The organism is Blautia sp. An81 (genome assembly GCF_002161285.1).
Lineage (GTDB): Bacteria > Bacillota > Clostridia > Lachnospirales > Lachnospiraceae > Blautia > Blautia ornithocaccae.
In genome coordinates this window covers 19,918-33,929 of record NZ_NFHH01000014.1, presented here as the reverse complement: position 1 = coordinate 33,929, position 14,012 = coordinate 19,918, and the positions used below count along the sequence as shown (strand labels likewise).

The following is a 14,012-nucleotide window of genomic DNA, read 5'->3' as shown; positions in this document are numbered from 1 at the left end:
AGAGGACGGTTATCAGATTTATTCTTTATGGAAAGTTTTTCAGTTACTCAGTTACCCGCTCTGCATCCTCTTAATGACTTTCAGACGGGTGAATTCTTCCCTTTCTTTCTCTTCCAGAGCATTGGAAATGCTCTTTGTAAGAGCCTCGAATTTGGGAATAGTAATGTTTTTCAAAGCATTTGCCCGTTTCTGGGTTTTCTTGATATTTACCGCCAGCCGGTAGGCAGAATTTTCTACCATAGACAGACGGATAGTCAGCTCCTTCACCTTTTCAAAGGCAGCCTTGGCCTCATCCAGAGAGGCTTTTGTGCCGTAGTAGGCATAGGTGGGAGCTCCCGAGTCCGGTTCATAGCGGACCAGGGGGATTTCTGTTCCCATAACGCTTCGGGTTTTGATCTCAATAGAATTCTCTATGGGAACTGTCCGGGAGATTTCCTGTACATTGCTGATGCCAATTTCCATATTTGCTTTTTGAAGAGCGGCGTAGGCAGTACGGAAAGTAATATCAATCTGAGACTGGATATCTTTGGCCTGATCGATAAGCTCCATGAGCTCCCGGATAAGAATATTCCTTTTTTTATCCATGAGGTCGAAGCCCTGCCTGGAAAGAGCCAGGGAATTCTTTGCCAATATCAGGTTTCCTTTAGTGGGAAAGGTATTGGGATCCATATCATCACCTCTCTTTTGGGAAACATTTACTTATTCTTCCTGTGTGGGTTTGTAGTATTTGTCCAGTATCTTAGTATCGATTCTGTCCAGTTCTTCTTTTGGTATCATGCCCAGCAGTTTCCAGCCTTTGTCCAGAGTTTCGGTGATGCTCCTGTTCTCATCGGCACGCTGGCCTACAAATTCGTGTTCAAAGGCCTCTCCAAATTTCAGATAGATCTTATCTATAGGGGAGAGCTCATCTTCGCCGATTACAGAGGCCAGGGCTCTGGCGTCTCCTACCTTTGCATAACAGGAGAAAAGCTGGTTGGCCACATCCTGATGATCTTCTCTTGTAAAGCCTTCTCCAATACCATCCTTCATCAGACGGGAAAGAGAGGGCAGTACGTTAATAGGGGGATAGATAGCCTGTCCATGGAGCTGACGCTCCAGAACAATCTGTCCCTCGGTAATATATCCTGTCAGGTCCGGGATAGGATGAGTAATATCGTCGTTAGGCATGGTCAGAATAGGAATCTGGGTAACAGAACCTGTTCCCCCTCTTACGATGCCGGCTCTTTCGTACAGAGTGGCAAGCTCGCTGTAAAGATATCCGGGATAACCCTTTCTGGAGGGAATCTCTCCTTTTGAGGAGGATACCTCACGCATTGCCTCACAGAAGGAAGTGATATCTGTCAGGATTACCAGGATATGCATGCCCTTCTCAAAAGCCAGATATTCTGCGGCAGTGAGAGCTACCTTTGGAGTGATCAGTCTTTCCACCACCGGGTCGTTGGCAAGGTTGAGATACATGACTACATGGTCAGATACGCCGCTTTCCTCAAAGGTCCGGCGGAAAAATTCCGCTACGTCGTATTTTACACCCATTGCCGCAAAGACAATGGCGAAGTTTTCATCACTGTCCCCTCCCAGAGAAGCCTGCTGTACGATCTGGGCCGCCAGCTGGTCATGGGGAAGGCCGTTGCCGGAGAAAATAGGCAGCTTCTGTCCGCGGATCAGAGTGGTCAGTCCGTCGATGGCAGAAATACCGGTCTGGATAAAGTTTCTGGGGTATTCTCTGGTCACCGGATTCAGAGGCAGGCCGTTAATATTCAGACGGGCCTCGGCGGCTACTGGTCCCAGGCCGTCTATGGGCCTTCCGATGCCATCAAAGGTACGGCCCAGGATTTCCGGAGAAAGATCGATTTCCATAGGCCGTCCGCTGAGTCTTGTGTGGGTATTCATAAGGGACATGTTCTCTGTGCCCTCGAATACCTGGATAACTGCTTTATCCTCGTAAATCTCTACGATACGTCCCAGCTTTCTGCTTCCGTCATCAACACGGAATTCTACGATTTCATCATAGGAGGCGTCCCTTATTCCTTCCAGAACAACAAGAGGGCCGTTGATCTCGCTTAATCCTAAATATTCTATTGCCATTTCCAGTCCCTCCTTAACCGTTCTTTTCCATTACTGTATTATAAAAATCGTCAATGGCTTTCATATAATCATCCATCATTTCCAGATGATCGTTGGGAACATCATATTTAATGGAGATTACTTTTTCAAAAATGTTCTCCCGTTTCAGCACCGATACGGGCATTCCCATGCCCACCAGGATCTTGCATTTCTGGTTCAGATAGAGGATGACCTCCATCATTTTAAACTGCTTCTCCAGGGAAACGCAGGTGTCGTCAGGATGGAAGGCGTTCTGCTGGAGAAAGCCCAGGCGGATCACTCTGGCGATTTCCAGAGTAAGTTTCTGGTCATCAGGGAGCACGTCGCTTCCGATGAGTTTTACAATCTCCATAAGGCTGCTCTCGGAATTCAGAATAGCCATAAGCTGATTCCGGTCTTCCACAAATTTGGGAGAAACGTTTTCACTGTACCAGTGAGCCAGGTCTCCCAGATATTCGCTGTAGCTGGTAAGCCAGTGAATAGCGGGAAAGTGCCGGGCATAGGCCAGAGACTTATCCAGTCCCCAGAAGCAGCGGACGAAACGTTTGGTGTTCTGGGTAACAGGCTCAGAGAAATCTCCTCCCTGAGGAGATACAGCTCCAATAATGGATACAGAGCCTTCTGTGCCGTTTAAATTCTGCATCATTCCAGCTCTTTCGTAAAAACCAGAGAGACGGGAGGCCAGATAGGCGGGAAAACCTTCTTCAGCAGGCATCTCTTCCAGACGTCCGGAAAGCTCTCTTAAAGCTTCGGCCCAGCGGGAAGTTGAGTCAGCCATGATAGCCACGTCATATCCCATATCCCTGTAATATTCTGCCAGAGTAATGCCGGTATAGATAGAAGCCTCACGGGCAGCCACAGGCATGTTGGAAGTATTGGCGATCAGGGCTGTACGGGCCATAAGGGGATTTCCTGTTTTCGGGTCATGGAGCTTGGAGAAATCCTCCAGTACCTGAGTCATTTCATTGCCGCGCTCGCCGCAGCCGATATATACGATAATATCTGCATCAGACCACTTGGCGATCTGATGCTGGGTCATAGTCTTTCCAGTTCCGAAACCTCCGGGTACAGCAGCTGTGCCTCCCTTGGCAATAGGAAACAGAGTATCCAGGATACGCTGTCCGGTGACCAGGGGCACAGAGGCCGGATAGCGGCGGCTGGTAGGCCGGGGAACGCGGATCGGCCATTTCTGGGCCAGCTTTAATTCGTAATCACTGCCGTCTGCCAGGGTCAGCACTCCTATGGTCTGGGTAATATTGTATTTACCATCGGGAACTACAGATTTTACAATTCCATGGATATTTGGAGGAACCATGGATTTGTGGACAATAGAAGAGGTTTCAGGAACCTCGGCTATAATGGTTCCGCCGTAGACCTCCATTCCCGGAGAAATGGTCATGTGTACATCCCAGAGTTTTTCCGTATCCAGGGAATCTACCTGTACACCTCTGGAAATATATTTTCCGGACCTTCTGGCAATTTCAGAAAGAGGCCTCTGTATACCGTCGAAAATATTGTCCAGGATTCCAGGCCCCAGGGTTACGGAAATGGCATCTCCTGTGGCAGTAACGGTCTCTCCTGGTTTCAGGCCGCTGGTCTCCTCGAAGACCTGTACCGTAGTGGTATCCTTTTTCAGAGAAATGACCTCCCCTACCAGGTGTTCCTTACCCACATGGACCATTTCGGACATCTTAAACCCGGTATTTCCTTTTAGATAGATGACAGGGCCATTGATGCCGTAAATAATACCAGTTCTACTCATATTTCAGCCCTCCGTCAAAATTAAAGTTTTCCTTCTCCCCTTCCAGCAGGGTCAGGAGCGTGTAGTCAATAAGAATATTTTTTTCGGGGATTACTGCCCGGATACCTCCCAGGAAAGAAGTCTGGGAGATCAGAGGACAGATTCCTGTGCGTTTTTCAAGTTCCTCTGCCAGAGCCTGGTCACCTGCAGAAAGATAGATTTCCATCTGGTCCTCTCCAGCAGCCTCAAGGGCTCTTTTTATTTTGTCTTCCAGCCAGTCTGTATACTGGGGAGTGGCAATGAAGGCCCGGAGCATGTCTTCTACTTCATCGAAAAGCTTTTCTTCAAGTTCCTGATGCTTTTTGGAAAGACGACGCTTAATATGGAGATGCTCTGAAGAGAGGGCTTTGTTAATCTCTCTGGCAGCATTTTCCGATTCTATTTTAAACTGATTTTCCGAAGCCGCTTTCTTTTCTTTTTTATGCTTTTCCAGGTTTTCCTCCAGAGAAGCACGGTATTCAGAAATGGCTTTAGACGCCTCCTCTTTGGCGCTTTCTATGGAAACTGCGTAAAAGTGCTGCAGTTTTTCTTCCGTTGTCATACCTATCACCTTCCTGTCATAATTTTAGTCCGATAGCTTCATTTACATAGGAAGTAATGAAGTCGGGGGCCCGTCCGGTTCCGTGGCGGTCAGGAATCTCTATAAGAAGAGGAAGGCTGTGATTCAGCCGGACATCGTCTATGATATCCGGAAATTCCTTTCCAAATTTTTCTGTGAGAAGGATCACACCATTTTCCTTGTCGGCGATGGCGTCCTCCAGAGCTTTTTTAAGCTCCTCTCTTTCATGGACAACTACGCCTTCCACCCCGGCCAGACGCATGCCGGTGTAAGTATCAATATTGTCACTGATCAAAAACATTTTCATAGGAAATCATCCTTCCATATATGTCAGCCTAATCTTCCCAGGATCATAAAGGAAATGATCAGACCATAGAGAGCAATACCTTCTGCCATGGCAACGAAGATCATAGACTTACCAAACAGAGAGCCGTCTTCGCTGATCGCACCCAGAGCTGCACTTGCAGAGCTGGCAACGGCGATACCAGAGCCGATGCCGGAAAGACCTGTAACCAGAGCAGCGCCCAGATATCCAAGGCCTTCTGCCAGACCGGAACCTGCAGCGTCTGTAGCAGCCTGAGCGCTTACAGTTCCGCCGAACATAACGATAGTGCCCACCAGAAGGGTTCCGAAAAAGAAGAAGCAGTTGGCTGCCAGAGATTTTTTGTAACGTTTTTTGTTTTTCTCTCCCAGGAAAAATGCTCCAAAGGGAACGATGATGCTTAAGATCAAAGCTGCTGCAATAGTGATTTGGATAATAGTTGTCATAATATAAATCCTCCTAATATTTTCTGTTTTCTATTGAGACCTATGCCTGGTCTGATGAACCTTTGCGGTTTACACGTTTTAAGAAAGGACGGAATTCCTTTCCGCTGCCCTTGTAGAAGCGGCTGAACATTTCGTAGTATTCCAGACGGAGTACCTGGATTCCTACGATCAGGCCCTCCATAGCGCATACAAAAAGATTTCCCAGAACGATGATGAGCCAGTTTGTACTGCCGCCCCCTTCTGCGCCAGCCAGCATAAGGACAACTCCCATCATGGCTGCGTGGCTTACGGCGAAAGCTCCGATACGCACAAAGGAAAGAGTATTCGAAAGAAAACTCAGCATAATTTCAAAAAGTTCAAAGAAACTCTGCACAAAGAACATAGGCTTGCTGCCTTCAATGGAAGGAGTTTTCTTCTCTGCCAGCCGGGTAATGGGCTCCTTCAGCATGATTATGATCAGAGGAACCGCGAAAAGCACCACCAGCACTGCAGCTGCAGGAAGTGGATTTCCTGTGAGCAGCAGGATTGCAGAAACGGTCAGAGTTCCGTAGAATATCAGCCCGCACACCGCATTCTGGTCAAACCAGGTACCTTCCACATCTTTAGCCTTAACAGCATTTATAATGTGGAAGACCATAGTCAGCAGGATCAGGAACATACCAAAGATAATGGCTGCCACAAAGATAGTGTTCATATTTCCAAGTCCCGGGACCAGGGTCATGGCCTCTGCAGGCCTTAGCCATAGGGCGTCTATGATATCCTCGAATCCAAAGACGCTGCCGAACATAAATCCGAAAAAGGTGGAAAAGATACCGGCGGTACCGATAATAGCTGCCAGATCTAAATGTTTCTTCTTATATAACAGGAATCCTCCGATTGCTAAAAGAAGGCCCTGGCCCACATCCCCAAACATAACGCCGAAGATAAAGGAATAAGTGATCGCCACAAAAACAGTAGGATCTAATTCATGATAATCAGGAAGTCCATACATCTTCACATACATTTCAAAAGGCTTGAAGACTTTAGGGTTTTTCAGCTTTGTGGGGGGCTTGCAGCTTATTTTGTTTTTATCATCTTCTACCACGCAGAAAAGGTTAGGGTCATCTTCAATATCCTTCATAAAGGCAGAGGCATCTTTTTCTGTCATCCATCCGCATAATATATAGAAGGTTTCCTGATGCTCTTTTACACAGGCGGCTACTTTCCGCACGTCAAAGTTTGTGGATAGAGCATTTAAGGCTGCCTGGGCGGAAAGGATCTTTGAAGCGTCTCTTTCCAGAAGCTTTTGAATCTCATCCTGCCGGCTGTCGTACTCTCTGCGGAGATTTTCCAGTTTTTTCTCATACTCCGCGCAGAGAGCCTGAGGCGTACCATGATAGTAATCTTTCTTTAAATAGGTACGCTCAAAGTGCATGGAAGAGAATACGGCGTCTACTTTTTCCATTTTGGTCCAGAGAACGAAATACAATCCCCAGACATAATCGGAATCTTCCCTGCAGGGATAGAACATGGTGTCCAGGTCGTCATATACATAGGTTTTGAATTTCTCATAATATTCCCTTTGGATTCTTCCAAACCGTACCTGGACGAAACGATAATGGACCAGTTTATCCACATCTTCAGGCAGAGAAGAAAAAGGGGAGAGTCGGTTCAGATCCTCAGCAATAGAGGAACGCTCCGCCATAATGGCATCACATTCCTGACGCAGCTTTGAAATCCTTTCTCCCAGGGAGTCCAGCAGGGGCTGGATTTCTTCCAGAGAAATATCCTGAATAGGGATATTTTTTGTGCTTCCCAGCAGGCTGGCAAATTCATTTACCTTTGCCAGCAGATCTCTGTAGGGATTGATCTGGATATAGGGAGATAAATGCTGGACCTGAGTAAGCTGGGCCATGGCGTTTTCCAGATGGATCTCATATTTGGAAAGATAATCGTTTACCACCCGGTCAATATCCGTCTTAGGTCCCGTGATACTCAGGAACTTCATCTTCTCGATCATGTAATCACCTCCGAGTTCTTACGTTTTATGAATATAATCCAGTGTCTCAGCAGGCGAAAGTCCATAACGGACACATTCTATGGCCGTGGTCAGCCTGTCTACTTCGTGTTCCTTGTGATAAAGATAAGAATATATCACAATTACTGAGTGTGGATAATTCCTTGCCTCTTTTTCTATAATTGTTTTCAGATTCAGATTATAGAATTCTTCCAGTTTTTCCGGGGCAAGTTCGGGAAAACGTTTTTTGTAATAAGTGGTATCCAGGGCCCGGCGGAATTCTTCCAGGTCGGAAGCCTCCACCAAAGCAGTAATGTCATTTTTTGAGAGCCGGTAGTGCACCGGAATCAGCAGTGCATAGATATCTGCCGGCGACATATGATAATATTTTTTTGAGCGGTAGATCCACTGAAGATTCAGCATGTCAAATTTATTGCCGTAGGCAGTGGTAATCTCCGCAAGATCCCTTTTTTTGAACAGCTTCTCCTTTACCGACCAGATATTGGCAAAGTAGTATTGATCCAGAGCCATACCATAGTCAAAGAGAGAAGGGGTGAAATCATTGCTCAGCTTTTTTAAAGGGGCATAGTATTCTGTACCCTTCAGCTCTTCTACAAAGCTCTCTATGGCAGGGGCTTCGCTAAGCCTTTCGATATTCAGCTTCGAGTGCTGGTCAAAAAAGGATTTAAAAATAGAGAGATCCAGCTCGCCCCGTCCTTCATCGAATACCTTCCGCAGACAGTCTTTCATAATAGCAATCTCGTATCTTTTAAAATAGAGTTTCATGAAAGTCCTCTGTTCAGGATTAGCAAAACGGTATAGTTTGGCAAAATTTTGATGGACGGTGTGAAGGAGGAGCTTTTCAATGTCTCCTCTGTGAAGGCTGTTCTCATCTAAATCTGCCCATAAATCGGAAAATCCAGGCTGCTTTTTCAGATAGGCCATTACCTGGGGAACAGAGTCCATCTGAGCGATTTCCTGAAACTGGGACTCGCCGACAAGCTTGCTCTGCATGGCCCGGATTTTAGTGGACAGACCGCTGTAAGAAAGCAGATTTCCCATAGTCTCACATCCTTAATATTCGGTTATATATTTGAGCAGCCAGGTCTTTATGGTGTTCCTCATAGTGGTCCTCCATCTGCTTCAGTGTACGGGCTGTTTCAGATTCCTGATGAGAAAGCTTTTCCTTCATCCGGACTTCCAGCTCTTTCCTGATACTGGCTGTCTTTTTTTGGGTTTCTTCGTCTATGGCCCGGTCAAAATCCTGAACTGCCTGGTCATATTCCAAAGCCAGCTGTTTCTTCTGTTCCGACACATCATCCATGATGTGAGAGGCAGCAGCTTCTATTTCAGCCAGTTTGTTGATGATGTCTTCCATAGAATTTCCTCCTCGTAAATTACTACCACTTATCATACACCATTTTTAGAGAAAAGTCATATAAAATCCAAGGAAAAAACAGGAAAAAACATAAAATTGCATCAACAAATCAGAAAAGAAAAGGGGTAAGGCAGGAATTCGGGAAATGTACTTGAAATACCCATGGAAAATCATGTATACTCTTTTTTGTAAATCAGGAAAGGCAGGAATACCATGAGATTAAGAAACATACCGGGAGCGAAAGAAACCATTGAAAATAATAGATTTGTAGTTCATGAGCTTCAGGAAAAGAGGGGAAACTGGAAAGAGGTTTTTGGGAACAGCAATCCCATACATATAGAGGTTGGAATGGGAAAGGGCCGATTTCTTATGGAAATGGCGGATTTGAATCCAGAAATCAATTATCTGGGGATCGAGATGTATGACAGTGTTCTTCTCAGGGCTGTTCAGAAAATGGAAGAAAAGGCGGAGGAGGGAACTGCTCCGGAAAATCTCCGTTTTATCCGGATGGACGCCAGGGAACTCCCGCTGATATTTGATAAGAATGAAATAGATAGAATTTATTTAAACTTTTCTGATCCCTGGCCTAAGGAACGCCACGCTAAGAGGCGGCTTACTTCCCGGCAGTTTTTTCAGCGGTATGACCAGATTTTGGCTCCCCGTGGGGTAGTGGAATTTAAGACAGATAACCGTCCTCTCTTTGAGTTTTCTCTGGAAGAAACAGAGGAAGCAGGATGGAAACTTATGGCCCATACCTTTGACCTTCATCACGACCCGTCTATGAATGAAGGAAATGTAATGACAGAATATGAAGAGAAATTTTCCTCTATGGGGAACCCTATCTATAAAATGATCGCCGGGCGTTGATACGCTGGGCGATTATTTTCCGATACAGCGTCCCAGATGAGCAGGTCAGATATCCAGGACCTTTCTTCCTATGACATCATATATTATATAGAAGATTTTTTGGGGGGAATTTATGGGGAAAAAGAAAGGCGGGCTGGAGAATGCCCTGTTTCAGTGGGCTTACCAGAACCGGAAGGCTGGTACAAGAGCAGCAGAAATCCTCAAATCTATAGAAGAGACAGAAAAGATTTTAGAAAGTGTAAAATTCAAAAAAAGAGGATGAAAATAAAAAATTAAAAAAATATAAAAAAAAGCTTGCATTTTGTAAAAGCCTGAGTTATAATATCTCTTGCGTTAAGGAAAACGCAAAAAACATAAGAGATGCGCCTTTAGCTCAGTTGGTAGAGCAGTAGACTCTTAATCTATTTGTCCAGGGTTCGAGTCCCTGAAGGCGCAGTTAAAGCACTGTTTTTGAGGCCGTAGAGCTTCGGGGACGGTGTTTTTTTGTTTTGAATTTACATAGATTTGAAAGAACCATAATATGTTTCAAACATTCTTGTGCTATCATAAATATGCAGCCACAGAATCAATGTCTGCAGGCCGTAGGAAAAACAAAGATCCGGCAGGCCTGCAGGCAGAAAAAAGGCATAAAACAGGCTGTGTCTATTCTATAAAGAAAACAGCGAGGTGTTTGAAATGAGAAAAGAAAGAAGAAACCGGAAGCAGATGAAATATGATCTTATGCGCAGCTATTCAGGAATGGAAGCTAAAGTCAGCCAGAAGGCAAAAGATATTTTCAAAAGAAAACCCTACGCTGTTGCCCATTAGACTCAGCTTAGTTTTTGGCTGGGAAAATTAAAATAAGAATATAAGGGAGTGTGCCCTATTAGGCAAAGACAAAAGGTATGCTTTGCGAGGGCCGCTCCTTTTTTATTCCCGCGAGCAACGAGCCAAGCGGGCATGCTCGCATGTCCATTTGGCGACTGCCGCGAGGGTCTTTGACTATATAAAAGTCCTTGGCGCCAGATGAGCATAAATGCTCGCCTGGCTTTCTACTTTATGGTATAATAACATCTACTCTGGGTGGGGAGAAGGGGAAAGGAGGATTTTTACCATGAATGAAAAGACAAAATATCAGCTTATGAAAAACAGAGAGCTATTAAAGGGATATCAGAAAAGTGATGCAGGAGAGGAGCCTACAGATCAGCAGCAGAAACTGCCTGGGCCCAGGCCTTTAAAGGAAAAACTGGGGCGGGGAGAGATATCTTTGCCAAAGGACTTTGGAGAACTTTCCATAAACGGGAATTTTTTGGAACTTGTCACAGGGAGAAAGAGCAGAAGACAGTACAGGGAAGAGACTCTTACTCTTCTGGAACTGTCTTACCTTCTGTGGACAACCCAGGGCGTCCGGAATATGGCGGGACATAAAAATCCGGTAACTTTCCGGAACGTACCCTCTGCAGGCTCCAGACATCCTTTTGAAACCTACCTGTTTGTCAGCAGTGTAGAGGGGCTGAAAAAAGGAATTTATCATTACCTTCCGGAAAACCACCGGCTGGAACTTTGGGAAGACCGGCAAGATTATGAGACAGAGCTGACTCAGGCACTATGTGGACAGTTTTTTGCAGCTTCCGCCCCTGTGGTTTTTGTCTGGAGCGCCCTTCCTTACAGGACCGAATGGCGTTATGGACAAAAAGCGGCAAAATATATTCTTCTGGATGCAGGCCACATATGCCAGAACCTATACCTTGCCTGTGAGTCTATTGGATGCGGTACCTGTGCCATAGGCGCTTACGACCAGGAGTGCCTGGATGAGCTTTTGGGTTTTGCACCAGGACCCTCAGGGGAAAAAGACTATGAATGTACTGTCTATGCGGCGCCAGTAGGCAGGAGAAAGGAAGAAGAATGACTTATTTGATTACTTTTTTAGAAGGTCTGATTACATTTATATCACCGTGTCTCCTTCCAATGTTTCCGGTATATGTGGCATATTTTGCCGGGGGGAGAAGCGGACAGGAGAAACGCTCTCCCTTTTGGAAAGCCCTGGCTTTTGTGCTGGGCTTTACAGTAACTTTCGGAGTATTGGGAGCGTTTGCAGGAACAATAGGAGGCCTCCTCAGGAGATATCAGACAGAGGTGAATCTGGTCTGCGGATTGATGGTAATTATTTTTGGCCTGAACTTTCTGGGTGCGCTCAAACTGAATCTTTTTAAAGGGACTGGCGGTATGGGACAGAATACAGAGATGGGGATAGTCTCTACAGTCCTTTTTGGTATTGTATTCGGCCTGGGATGGACACCTTGTATTGGGGCATTTCTGGGCTCGGCGCTGATGCTGGCATCTTCACAGGCCTCCTGGGGACAAGGAATTTTGCTGCTTTTATGCTATTCGGCAGGTCTTGGAATTCCTTTCCTCATCAGTGCAGTGCTGATACAGAAGTTAAAGACTACTTTTGACTGGATAAAAAGCCATTATGGAATAATCAATAAAATTTCAGGAGGTCTTTTAATCCTGGTGGGAATACTTATGATGACCGGGCTGATGAATCAGTATCTGGCTTTGGTAAGCTGAGGAAGGAGCGGTTATGAACGCAAAACAGAAATGGATAATGGGAGCAGTGGCTTTTTTTCTGCTGCTGGTGATCGGGGCATTTGGCTATCAGGAACTTCAAAAGGAAGCAGAGCGTCAGCGGGAAATGGAACTGGCCAAGCAGGAAGAGGATATGAGTGCAGAAGACACTTCGGGAGAAACAACAGAAGATGAAAACCAGTCTCAGGAGGAAACTGCAGAATACGCAGACGCGCCGGATTTTACAGTGTGGGATCAGGAAGGAACTCAGATCAGTCTGAAAGAAATTTTAGAAGGAAAACCGGCAGTGATCAACTTCTGGACCAGTAAATGTCCGCCCTGCCGGGAAGAAATGCCAGATTTTGAAGAGTTGTACCAGGAACTGAAAGATCAGGTCCAGTTTATTATGGTAGATGGAATAGGCTGTATGGGCGAAACAGAGGAATCTGGCCGAGCCTATGTAGAAGAACAGGGATTTTCCTTTCCGGTATATTATGACAAGGAAATGGATGCAGTGATAACCTACGGAATCCAGGCTTTCCCTACGACCTATATTCTTAACAGCAACGGAGAACTGGTGACCGGAGGAAGCGGTATGATATCCAAAGCCACACTGCAGGAACTCTTAAATGAAGTAGTGGAATAAAACAGAAAAAGGATAAACAAAAAGAAAGAGCTGGAACATTAATCAAAATCGAGGATATTTATACATTATTCCTGATATAGGATCAATGTGCCAGCTCTTTCTTTTGGCTGTGGTATCTGAAAAATCTGCTGTAAACAGCAGGATATCGTGTTTTTTCTGATACAGAGAATACTTCCAGGATTTTTACTGGAGCATAGAGGCCAGTACCTGGTTTACTACTTTCCCTTCAGCGATTCCTTTGACCTTAGGCATAAGAACTTTCATAATCTTGCCTTTGTCTTTTGCGGTAGGAGTCTCAATGGAAAGTTCCGCCAGAACGCCCTGGATGACTTCTCTGATTTCTTCTTCACTGAGCATTTTAGGAGCAAACTCTTCATAGACAGCAATACGTTTTGAGCATTCTTCTATAATGTCTGTTCTGTCTGCAGGTGTCATTTCCAGAGTTTCTTTTGTCTGCTTGATTTCTTTTAACACAACTTCATTTTCTTCTGCCTCGGTAAGGTCTTCCCTCTTGTCAATGGCTTTGTTCTTCAGGGCTGCCAGCAGCATGGACAGGGAATCCTTCCGGTCTTTATCCTTGGCTTTCATGGCTTCAACCATGGCTTTTCTTACATCATCAATTTTACTCATATCTGAACATCTCCTTTTTTCTAACTGATTATAAGTATACCATTTCTTCGGAACGAGTCAATGGATGGAGAAAAATTCTACTTGATGCGGAGAAGATTCCAATGAAAATAAGCAGCCAGAGAGCGGACAACTACAGTGACAGCCATTCCAAGGACAGTTCCTGCGGCCTCTCCCATGGAATTGCTGCATACCACACAGGTAATGCCTCCGGCAATGGCAGCACTGGCATAAATTTCTCTAACCAGTATATAAGGAGTTTCTCCAGCCATAATATCTCGCAAAACACCGCCTCCTACACCGGTAAGTACGCCAATGAAAATAAAGAAAAAAGCATTATCCTGAGAGATTATCCGGGATGCAGTCTGAATTCCTACCACGGTAAAAATGCCCAGCCCTACAGTATCGCACCAAAGCATGATTTTGTCATAGTACCGGTTTTTAATTCTGGATTGTAAAATTTCCGGATTCGTATAGACGATGGCAAAAAGCATAGTAGAGGTCAAGATAGAGAAAAGGATATATACTGGCTGGGAGAAGGCGGCAGGAGGAGTTACTCCTAATATGATATCCCGCATCATTCCGCCGCCTACGGCAGTGGTAGCGCCGAGAACATTTACTCCGAAAATATCCATTTTTTTCTCAATGGCAGTCATGGCTCCTGAGGAGGCAAAGGCTATCGTGCCAATGATTTCCAGAACAAATATAAATGTATCCATA

17 protein-coding genes and 1 tRNA gene are annotated in these 14,012 nt (G+C 45.4%); 7 read left to right on the top strand and 11 right to left on the bottom strand.

Features of this window, described 5'->3' with window-relative positions; all coding sequences use genetic code 11:
* Positions 1–51 precede the first annotated feature (51 nt).
* Genes B5G33_RS12620 through B5G33_RS12580 form a run of 9 tightly spaced genes read right to left on the bottom strand, consistent with a single transcriptional unit; the run spans position 52 to position 8,605 of the window.
* Positions 52–669, bottom strand: a complete 618-nt coding sequence (locus tag B5G33_RS12620; protein WP_087269421.1) for a V-type ATP synthase subunit D — start codon at positions 667–669, stop codon at positions 52–54.
* A gap of 30 nt (positions 670–699) precedes the next feature.
* The gene (locus B5G33_RS12615; protein ID WP_087417882.1) at positions 700–2,085 is read right to left on the bottom strand and encodes a V-type ATP synthase subunit B; all 1,386 of its coding nucleotides are present in this window, start codon (positions 2,083–2,085) and stop codon (positions 700–702) included.
* A gap of 13 nt (positions 2,086–2,098) precedes the next feature.
* Positions 2,099–3,865, bottom strand: coding sequence for a V-type ATP synthase subunit A (locus B5G33_RS12610; protein ID WP_087417881.1), 1,767 nt, complete (start codon positions 3,863–3,865; stop codon positions 2,099–2,101).
* Positions 3,858–4,445 carry a V-type ATP synthase subunit E gene (locus B5G33_RS12605; RefSeq protein WP_087269430.1) on the bottom strand — a complete coding sequence of 196 codons (588 nt, stop codon included), beginning with the start codon at positions 4,443–4,445 and terminating at the stop codon, positions 3,858–3,860. Before B5G33_RS12605 ends, B5G33_RS12610 begins: the two co-directional genes overlap by 8 nt.
* A gap of 16 nt (positions 4,446–4,461) precedes the next feature.
* A complete protein-coding gene (locus tag B5G33_RS12600) occupies positions 4,462–4,770 on the bottom strand; it encodes a V-type ATP synthase subunit F (RefSeq protein ID WP_087417880.1) in 309 nt (102 codons plus the stop codon).
* 23 nt (positions 4,771–4,793) lie between these two features.
* Complete coding sequence (locus tag B5G33_RS12595; protein ID WP_087269436.1) at positions 4,794–5,231, bottom strand: ATP synthase subunit C; 438 nt, start codon at positions 5,229–5,231, stop codon at positions 4,794–4,796.
* 40 nt (positions 5,232–5,271) lie between these two features.
* On the bottom strand, positions 5,272–7,230 hold the full coding sequence (locus B5G33_RS12590) for a V-type ATP synthase subunit I (protein WP_087417879.1): 1,959 nt from the start codon (positions 7,228–7,230) through the stop codon (positions 5,272–5,274).
* Between the two features lie 18 nt (positions 7,231–7,248).
* Entirely contained in the window at positions 7,249–8,289 is a 1,041-nt protein-coding gene (locus tag B5G33_RS12585) for a V0D/AC39 family V-type ATPase subunit (RefSeq protein ID WP_087417878.1), read from the bottom strand.
* A gap of 4 nt (positions 8,290–8,293) precedes the next feature.
* Positions 8,294–8,605, bottom strand: coding sequence for a hypothetical protein (locus tag B5G33_RS12580; protein ID WP_087269445.1), 312 nt, complete (start codon positions 8,603–8,605; stop codon positions 8,294–8,296).
* Positions 8,606–8,818: 213 nt separating this feature from the next.
* Here B5G33_RS12580 and trmB point away from each other — a divergent pair, with 213 nt between their 5' ends.
* From trmB to B5G33_RS12555, 7 genes are all read left to right on the top strand, one after another.
* On the top strand, positions 8,819–9,472 hold the full coding sequence (gene trmB / locus B5G33_RS12575; protein WP_087269448.1) for a tRNA (guanosine(46)-N7)-methyltransferase TrmB: 654 nt from the start codon (positions 8,819–8,821) through the stop codon (positions 9,470–9,472).
* Positions 9,473–9,584: 112 nt separating this feature from the next.
* Complete coding sequence (locus tag B5G33_RS21690; RefSeq protein WP_164496686.1) at positions 9,585–9,734, top strand: hypothetical protein; 150 nt, start codon at positions 9,585–9,587, stop codon at positions 9,732–9,734.
* Positions 9,735–9,834: 100 nt separating this feature from the next.
* A tRNA-Lys gene (locus B5G33_RS12570) sits at positions 9,835–9,907 on the top strand.
* 240 nt (positions 9,908–10,147) lie between these two features.
* Positions 10,148–10,279, top strand: coding sequence for a hypothetical protein (locus B5G33_RS22225; protein WP_275532362.1), 132 nt, complete (start codon positions 10,148–10,150; stop codon positions 10,277–10,279).
* A 286-nt stretch (positions 10,280–10,565) separates the two neighbouring features.
* Positions 10,566–11,360, top strand: coding sequence for a SagB/ThcOx family dehydrogenase (locus B5G33_RS12565; protein WP_087269451.1), 795 nt, complete (start codon positions 10,566–10,568; stop codon positions 11,358–11,360).
* A complete protein-coding gene (locus B5G33_RS12560; RefSeq protein ID WP_087417877.1) occupies positions 11,357–12,022 on the top strand; it encodes a cytochrome c biogenesis CcdA family protein in 666 nt (221 codons plus the stop codon). The genes B5G33_RS12565 and B5G33_RS12560 overlap by 4 nt, the downstream gene beginning before the upstream one ends.
* 13 nt (positions 12,023–12,035) lie before the next feature.
* Positions 12,036–12,665 carry a TlpA family protein disulfide reductase gene (locus B5G33_RS12555; protein WP_087417876.1) on the top strand — a complete coding sequence of 210 codons (630 nt, stop codon included), beginning with the start codon at positions 12,036–12,038 and terminating at the stop codon, positions 12,663–12,665.
* Between the two features lie 183 nt (positions 12,666–12,848).
* Here B5G33_RS12555 and B5G33_RS12550 read toward each other — a convergent pair whose 3' ends face one another.
* Positions 12,849–13,295: a GatB/YqeY domain-containing protein gene (locus B5G33_RS12550; RefSeq protein WP_087269460.1), complete on the bottom strand. Its 447-nt coding sequence runs from the start codon at positions 13,293–13,295 to the stop codon at positions 12,849–12,851.
* 77 nt (positions 13,296–13,372) lie between these two features.
* The gene (locus B5G33_RS12545) at positions 13,373–14,011 is read right to left on the bottom strand and encodes a trimeric intracellular cation channel family protein (RefSeq protein WP_087417875.1); all 639 of its coding nucleotides are present in this window, start codon (positions 14,009–14,011) and stop codon (positions 13,373–13,375) included.
* Position 14,012: the final 1 nt, after the last annotated feature.

Excerpts from the sequence above, each read along its gene's own strand:
- B5G33_RS12620 (WP_087269421.1), bottom strand. The coding sequence starts at position 669 with ATGGATCCCAATACCTTTCCCACTAAAGGAAACCTGATATTGGCAAAG.
- B5G33_RS12615 (WP_087417882.1), bottom strand. The coding sequence starts at position 2,085 with ATGGCAATAGAATATTTAGGATTAAGCGAGATCAACGGCCCTCTTGTT.
- B5G33_RS12610 (WP_087417881.1), bottom strand. The coding sequence starts at position 3,865 with ATGAGTAGAACTGGTATTATTTACGGCATCAATGGCCCTGTCATCTAT.
- B5G33_RS12605 (WP_087269430.1), bottom strand. The coding sequence starts at position 4,445 with ATGACAACGGAAGAAAAACTGCAGCACTTTTACGCAGTTTCCATAGAA.
- B5G33_RS12600 (WP_087417880.1), bottom strand. The coding sequence starts at position 4,770 with ATGAAAATGTTTTTGATCAGTGACAATATTGATACTTACACCGGCATG.
- B5G33_RS12595 (WP_087269436.1), bottom strand. The coding sequence starts at position 5,231 with ATGACAACTATTATCCAAATCACTATTGCAGCAGCTTTGATCTTAAGC.
- B5G33_RS12590 (WP_087417879.1), bottom strand. The coding sequence starts at position 7,230 with ATGATCGAGAAGATGAAGTTCCTGAGTATCACGGGACCTAAGACGGAT.
- B5G33_RS12585 (WP_087417878.1), bottom strand. The coding sequence starts at position 8,289 with ATGGGAAATCTGCTTTCTTACAGCGGTCTGTCCACTAAAATCCGGGCC.
- B5G33_RS12580 (WP_087269445.1), bottom strand. The coding sequence starts at position 8,605 with ATGGAAGACATCATCAACAAACTGGCTGAAATAGAAGCTGCTGCCTCT.
- trmB (WP_087269448.1), top strand. The coding sequence starts at position 8,819 with ATGAGATTAAGAAACATACCGGGAGCGAAAGAAACCATTGAAAATAAT.
- B5G33_RS21690 (WP_164496686.1), top strand. The coding sequence starts at position 9,585 with ATGGGGAAAAAGAAAGGCGGGCTGGAGAATGCCCTGTTTCAGTGGGCT.
- B5G33_RS22225 (WP_275532362.1), top strand. The coding sequence starts at position 10,148 with ATGAGAAAAGAAAGAAGAAACCGGAAGCAGATGAAATATGATCTTATG.
- B5G33_RS12565 (WP_087269451.1), top strand. The coding sequence starts at position 10,566 with ATGAATGAAAAGACAAAATATCAGCTTATGAAAAACAGAGAGCTATTA.
- B5G33_RS12560 (WP_087417877.1), top strand. The coding sequence starts at position 11,357 with ATGACTTATTTGATTACTTTTTTAGAAGGTCTGATTACATTTATATCA.
- B5G33_RS12555 (WP_087417876.1), top strand. The coding sequence starts at position 12,036 with ATGAACGCAAAACAGAAATGGATAATGGGAGCAGTGGCTTTTTTTCTG.
- B5G33_RS12550 (WP_087269460.1), bottom strand. The coding sequence starts at position 13,295 with ATGAGTAAAATTGATGATGTAAGAAAAGCCATGGTTGAAGCCATGAAA.
- B5G33_RS12545 (WP_087417875.1), bottom strand. The coding sequence starts at position 14,011 with ATGGATACATTTATATTTGTTCTGGAAATCATTGGCACGATAGCCTTT.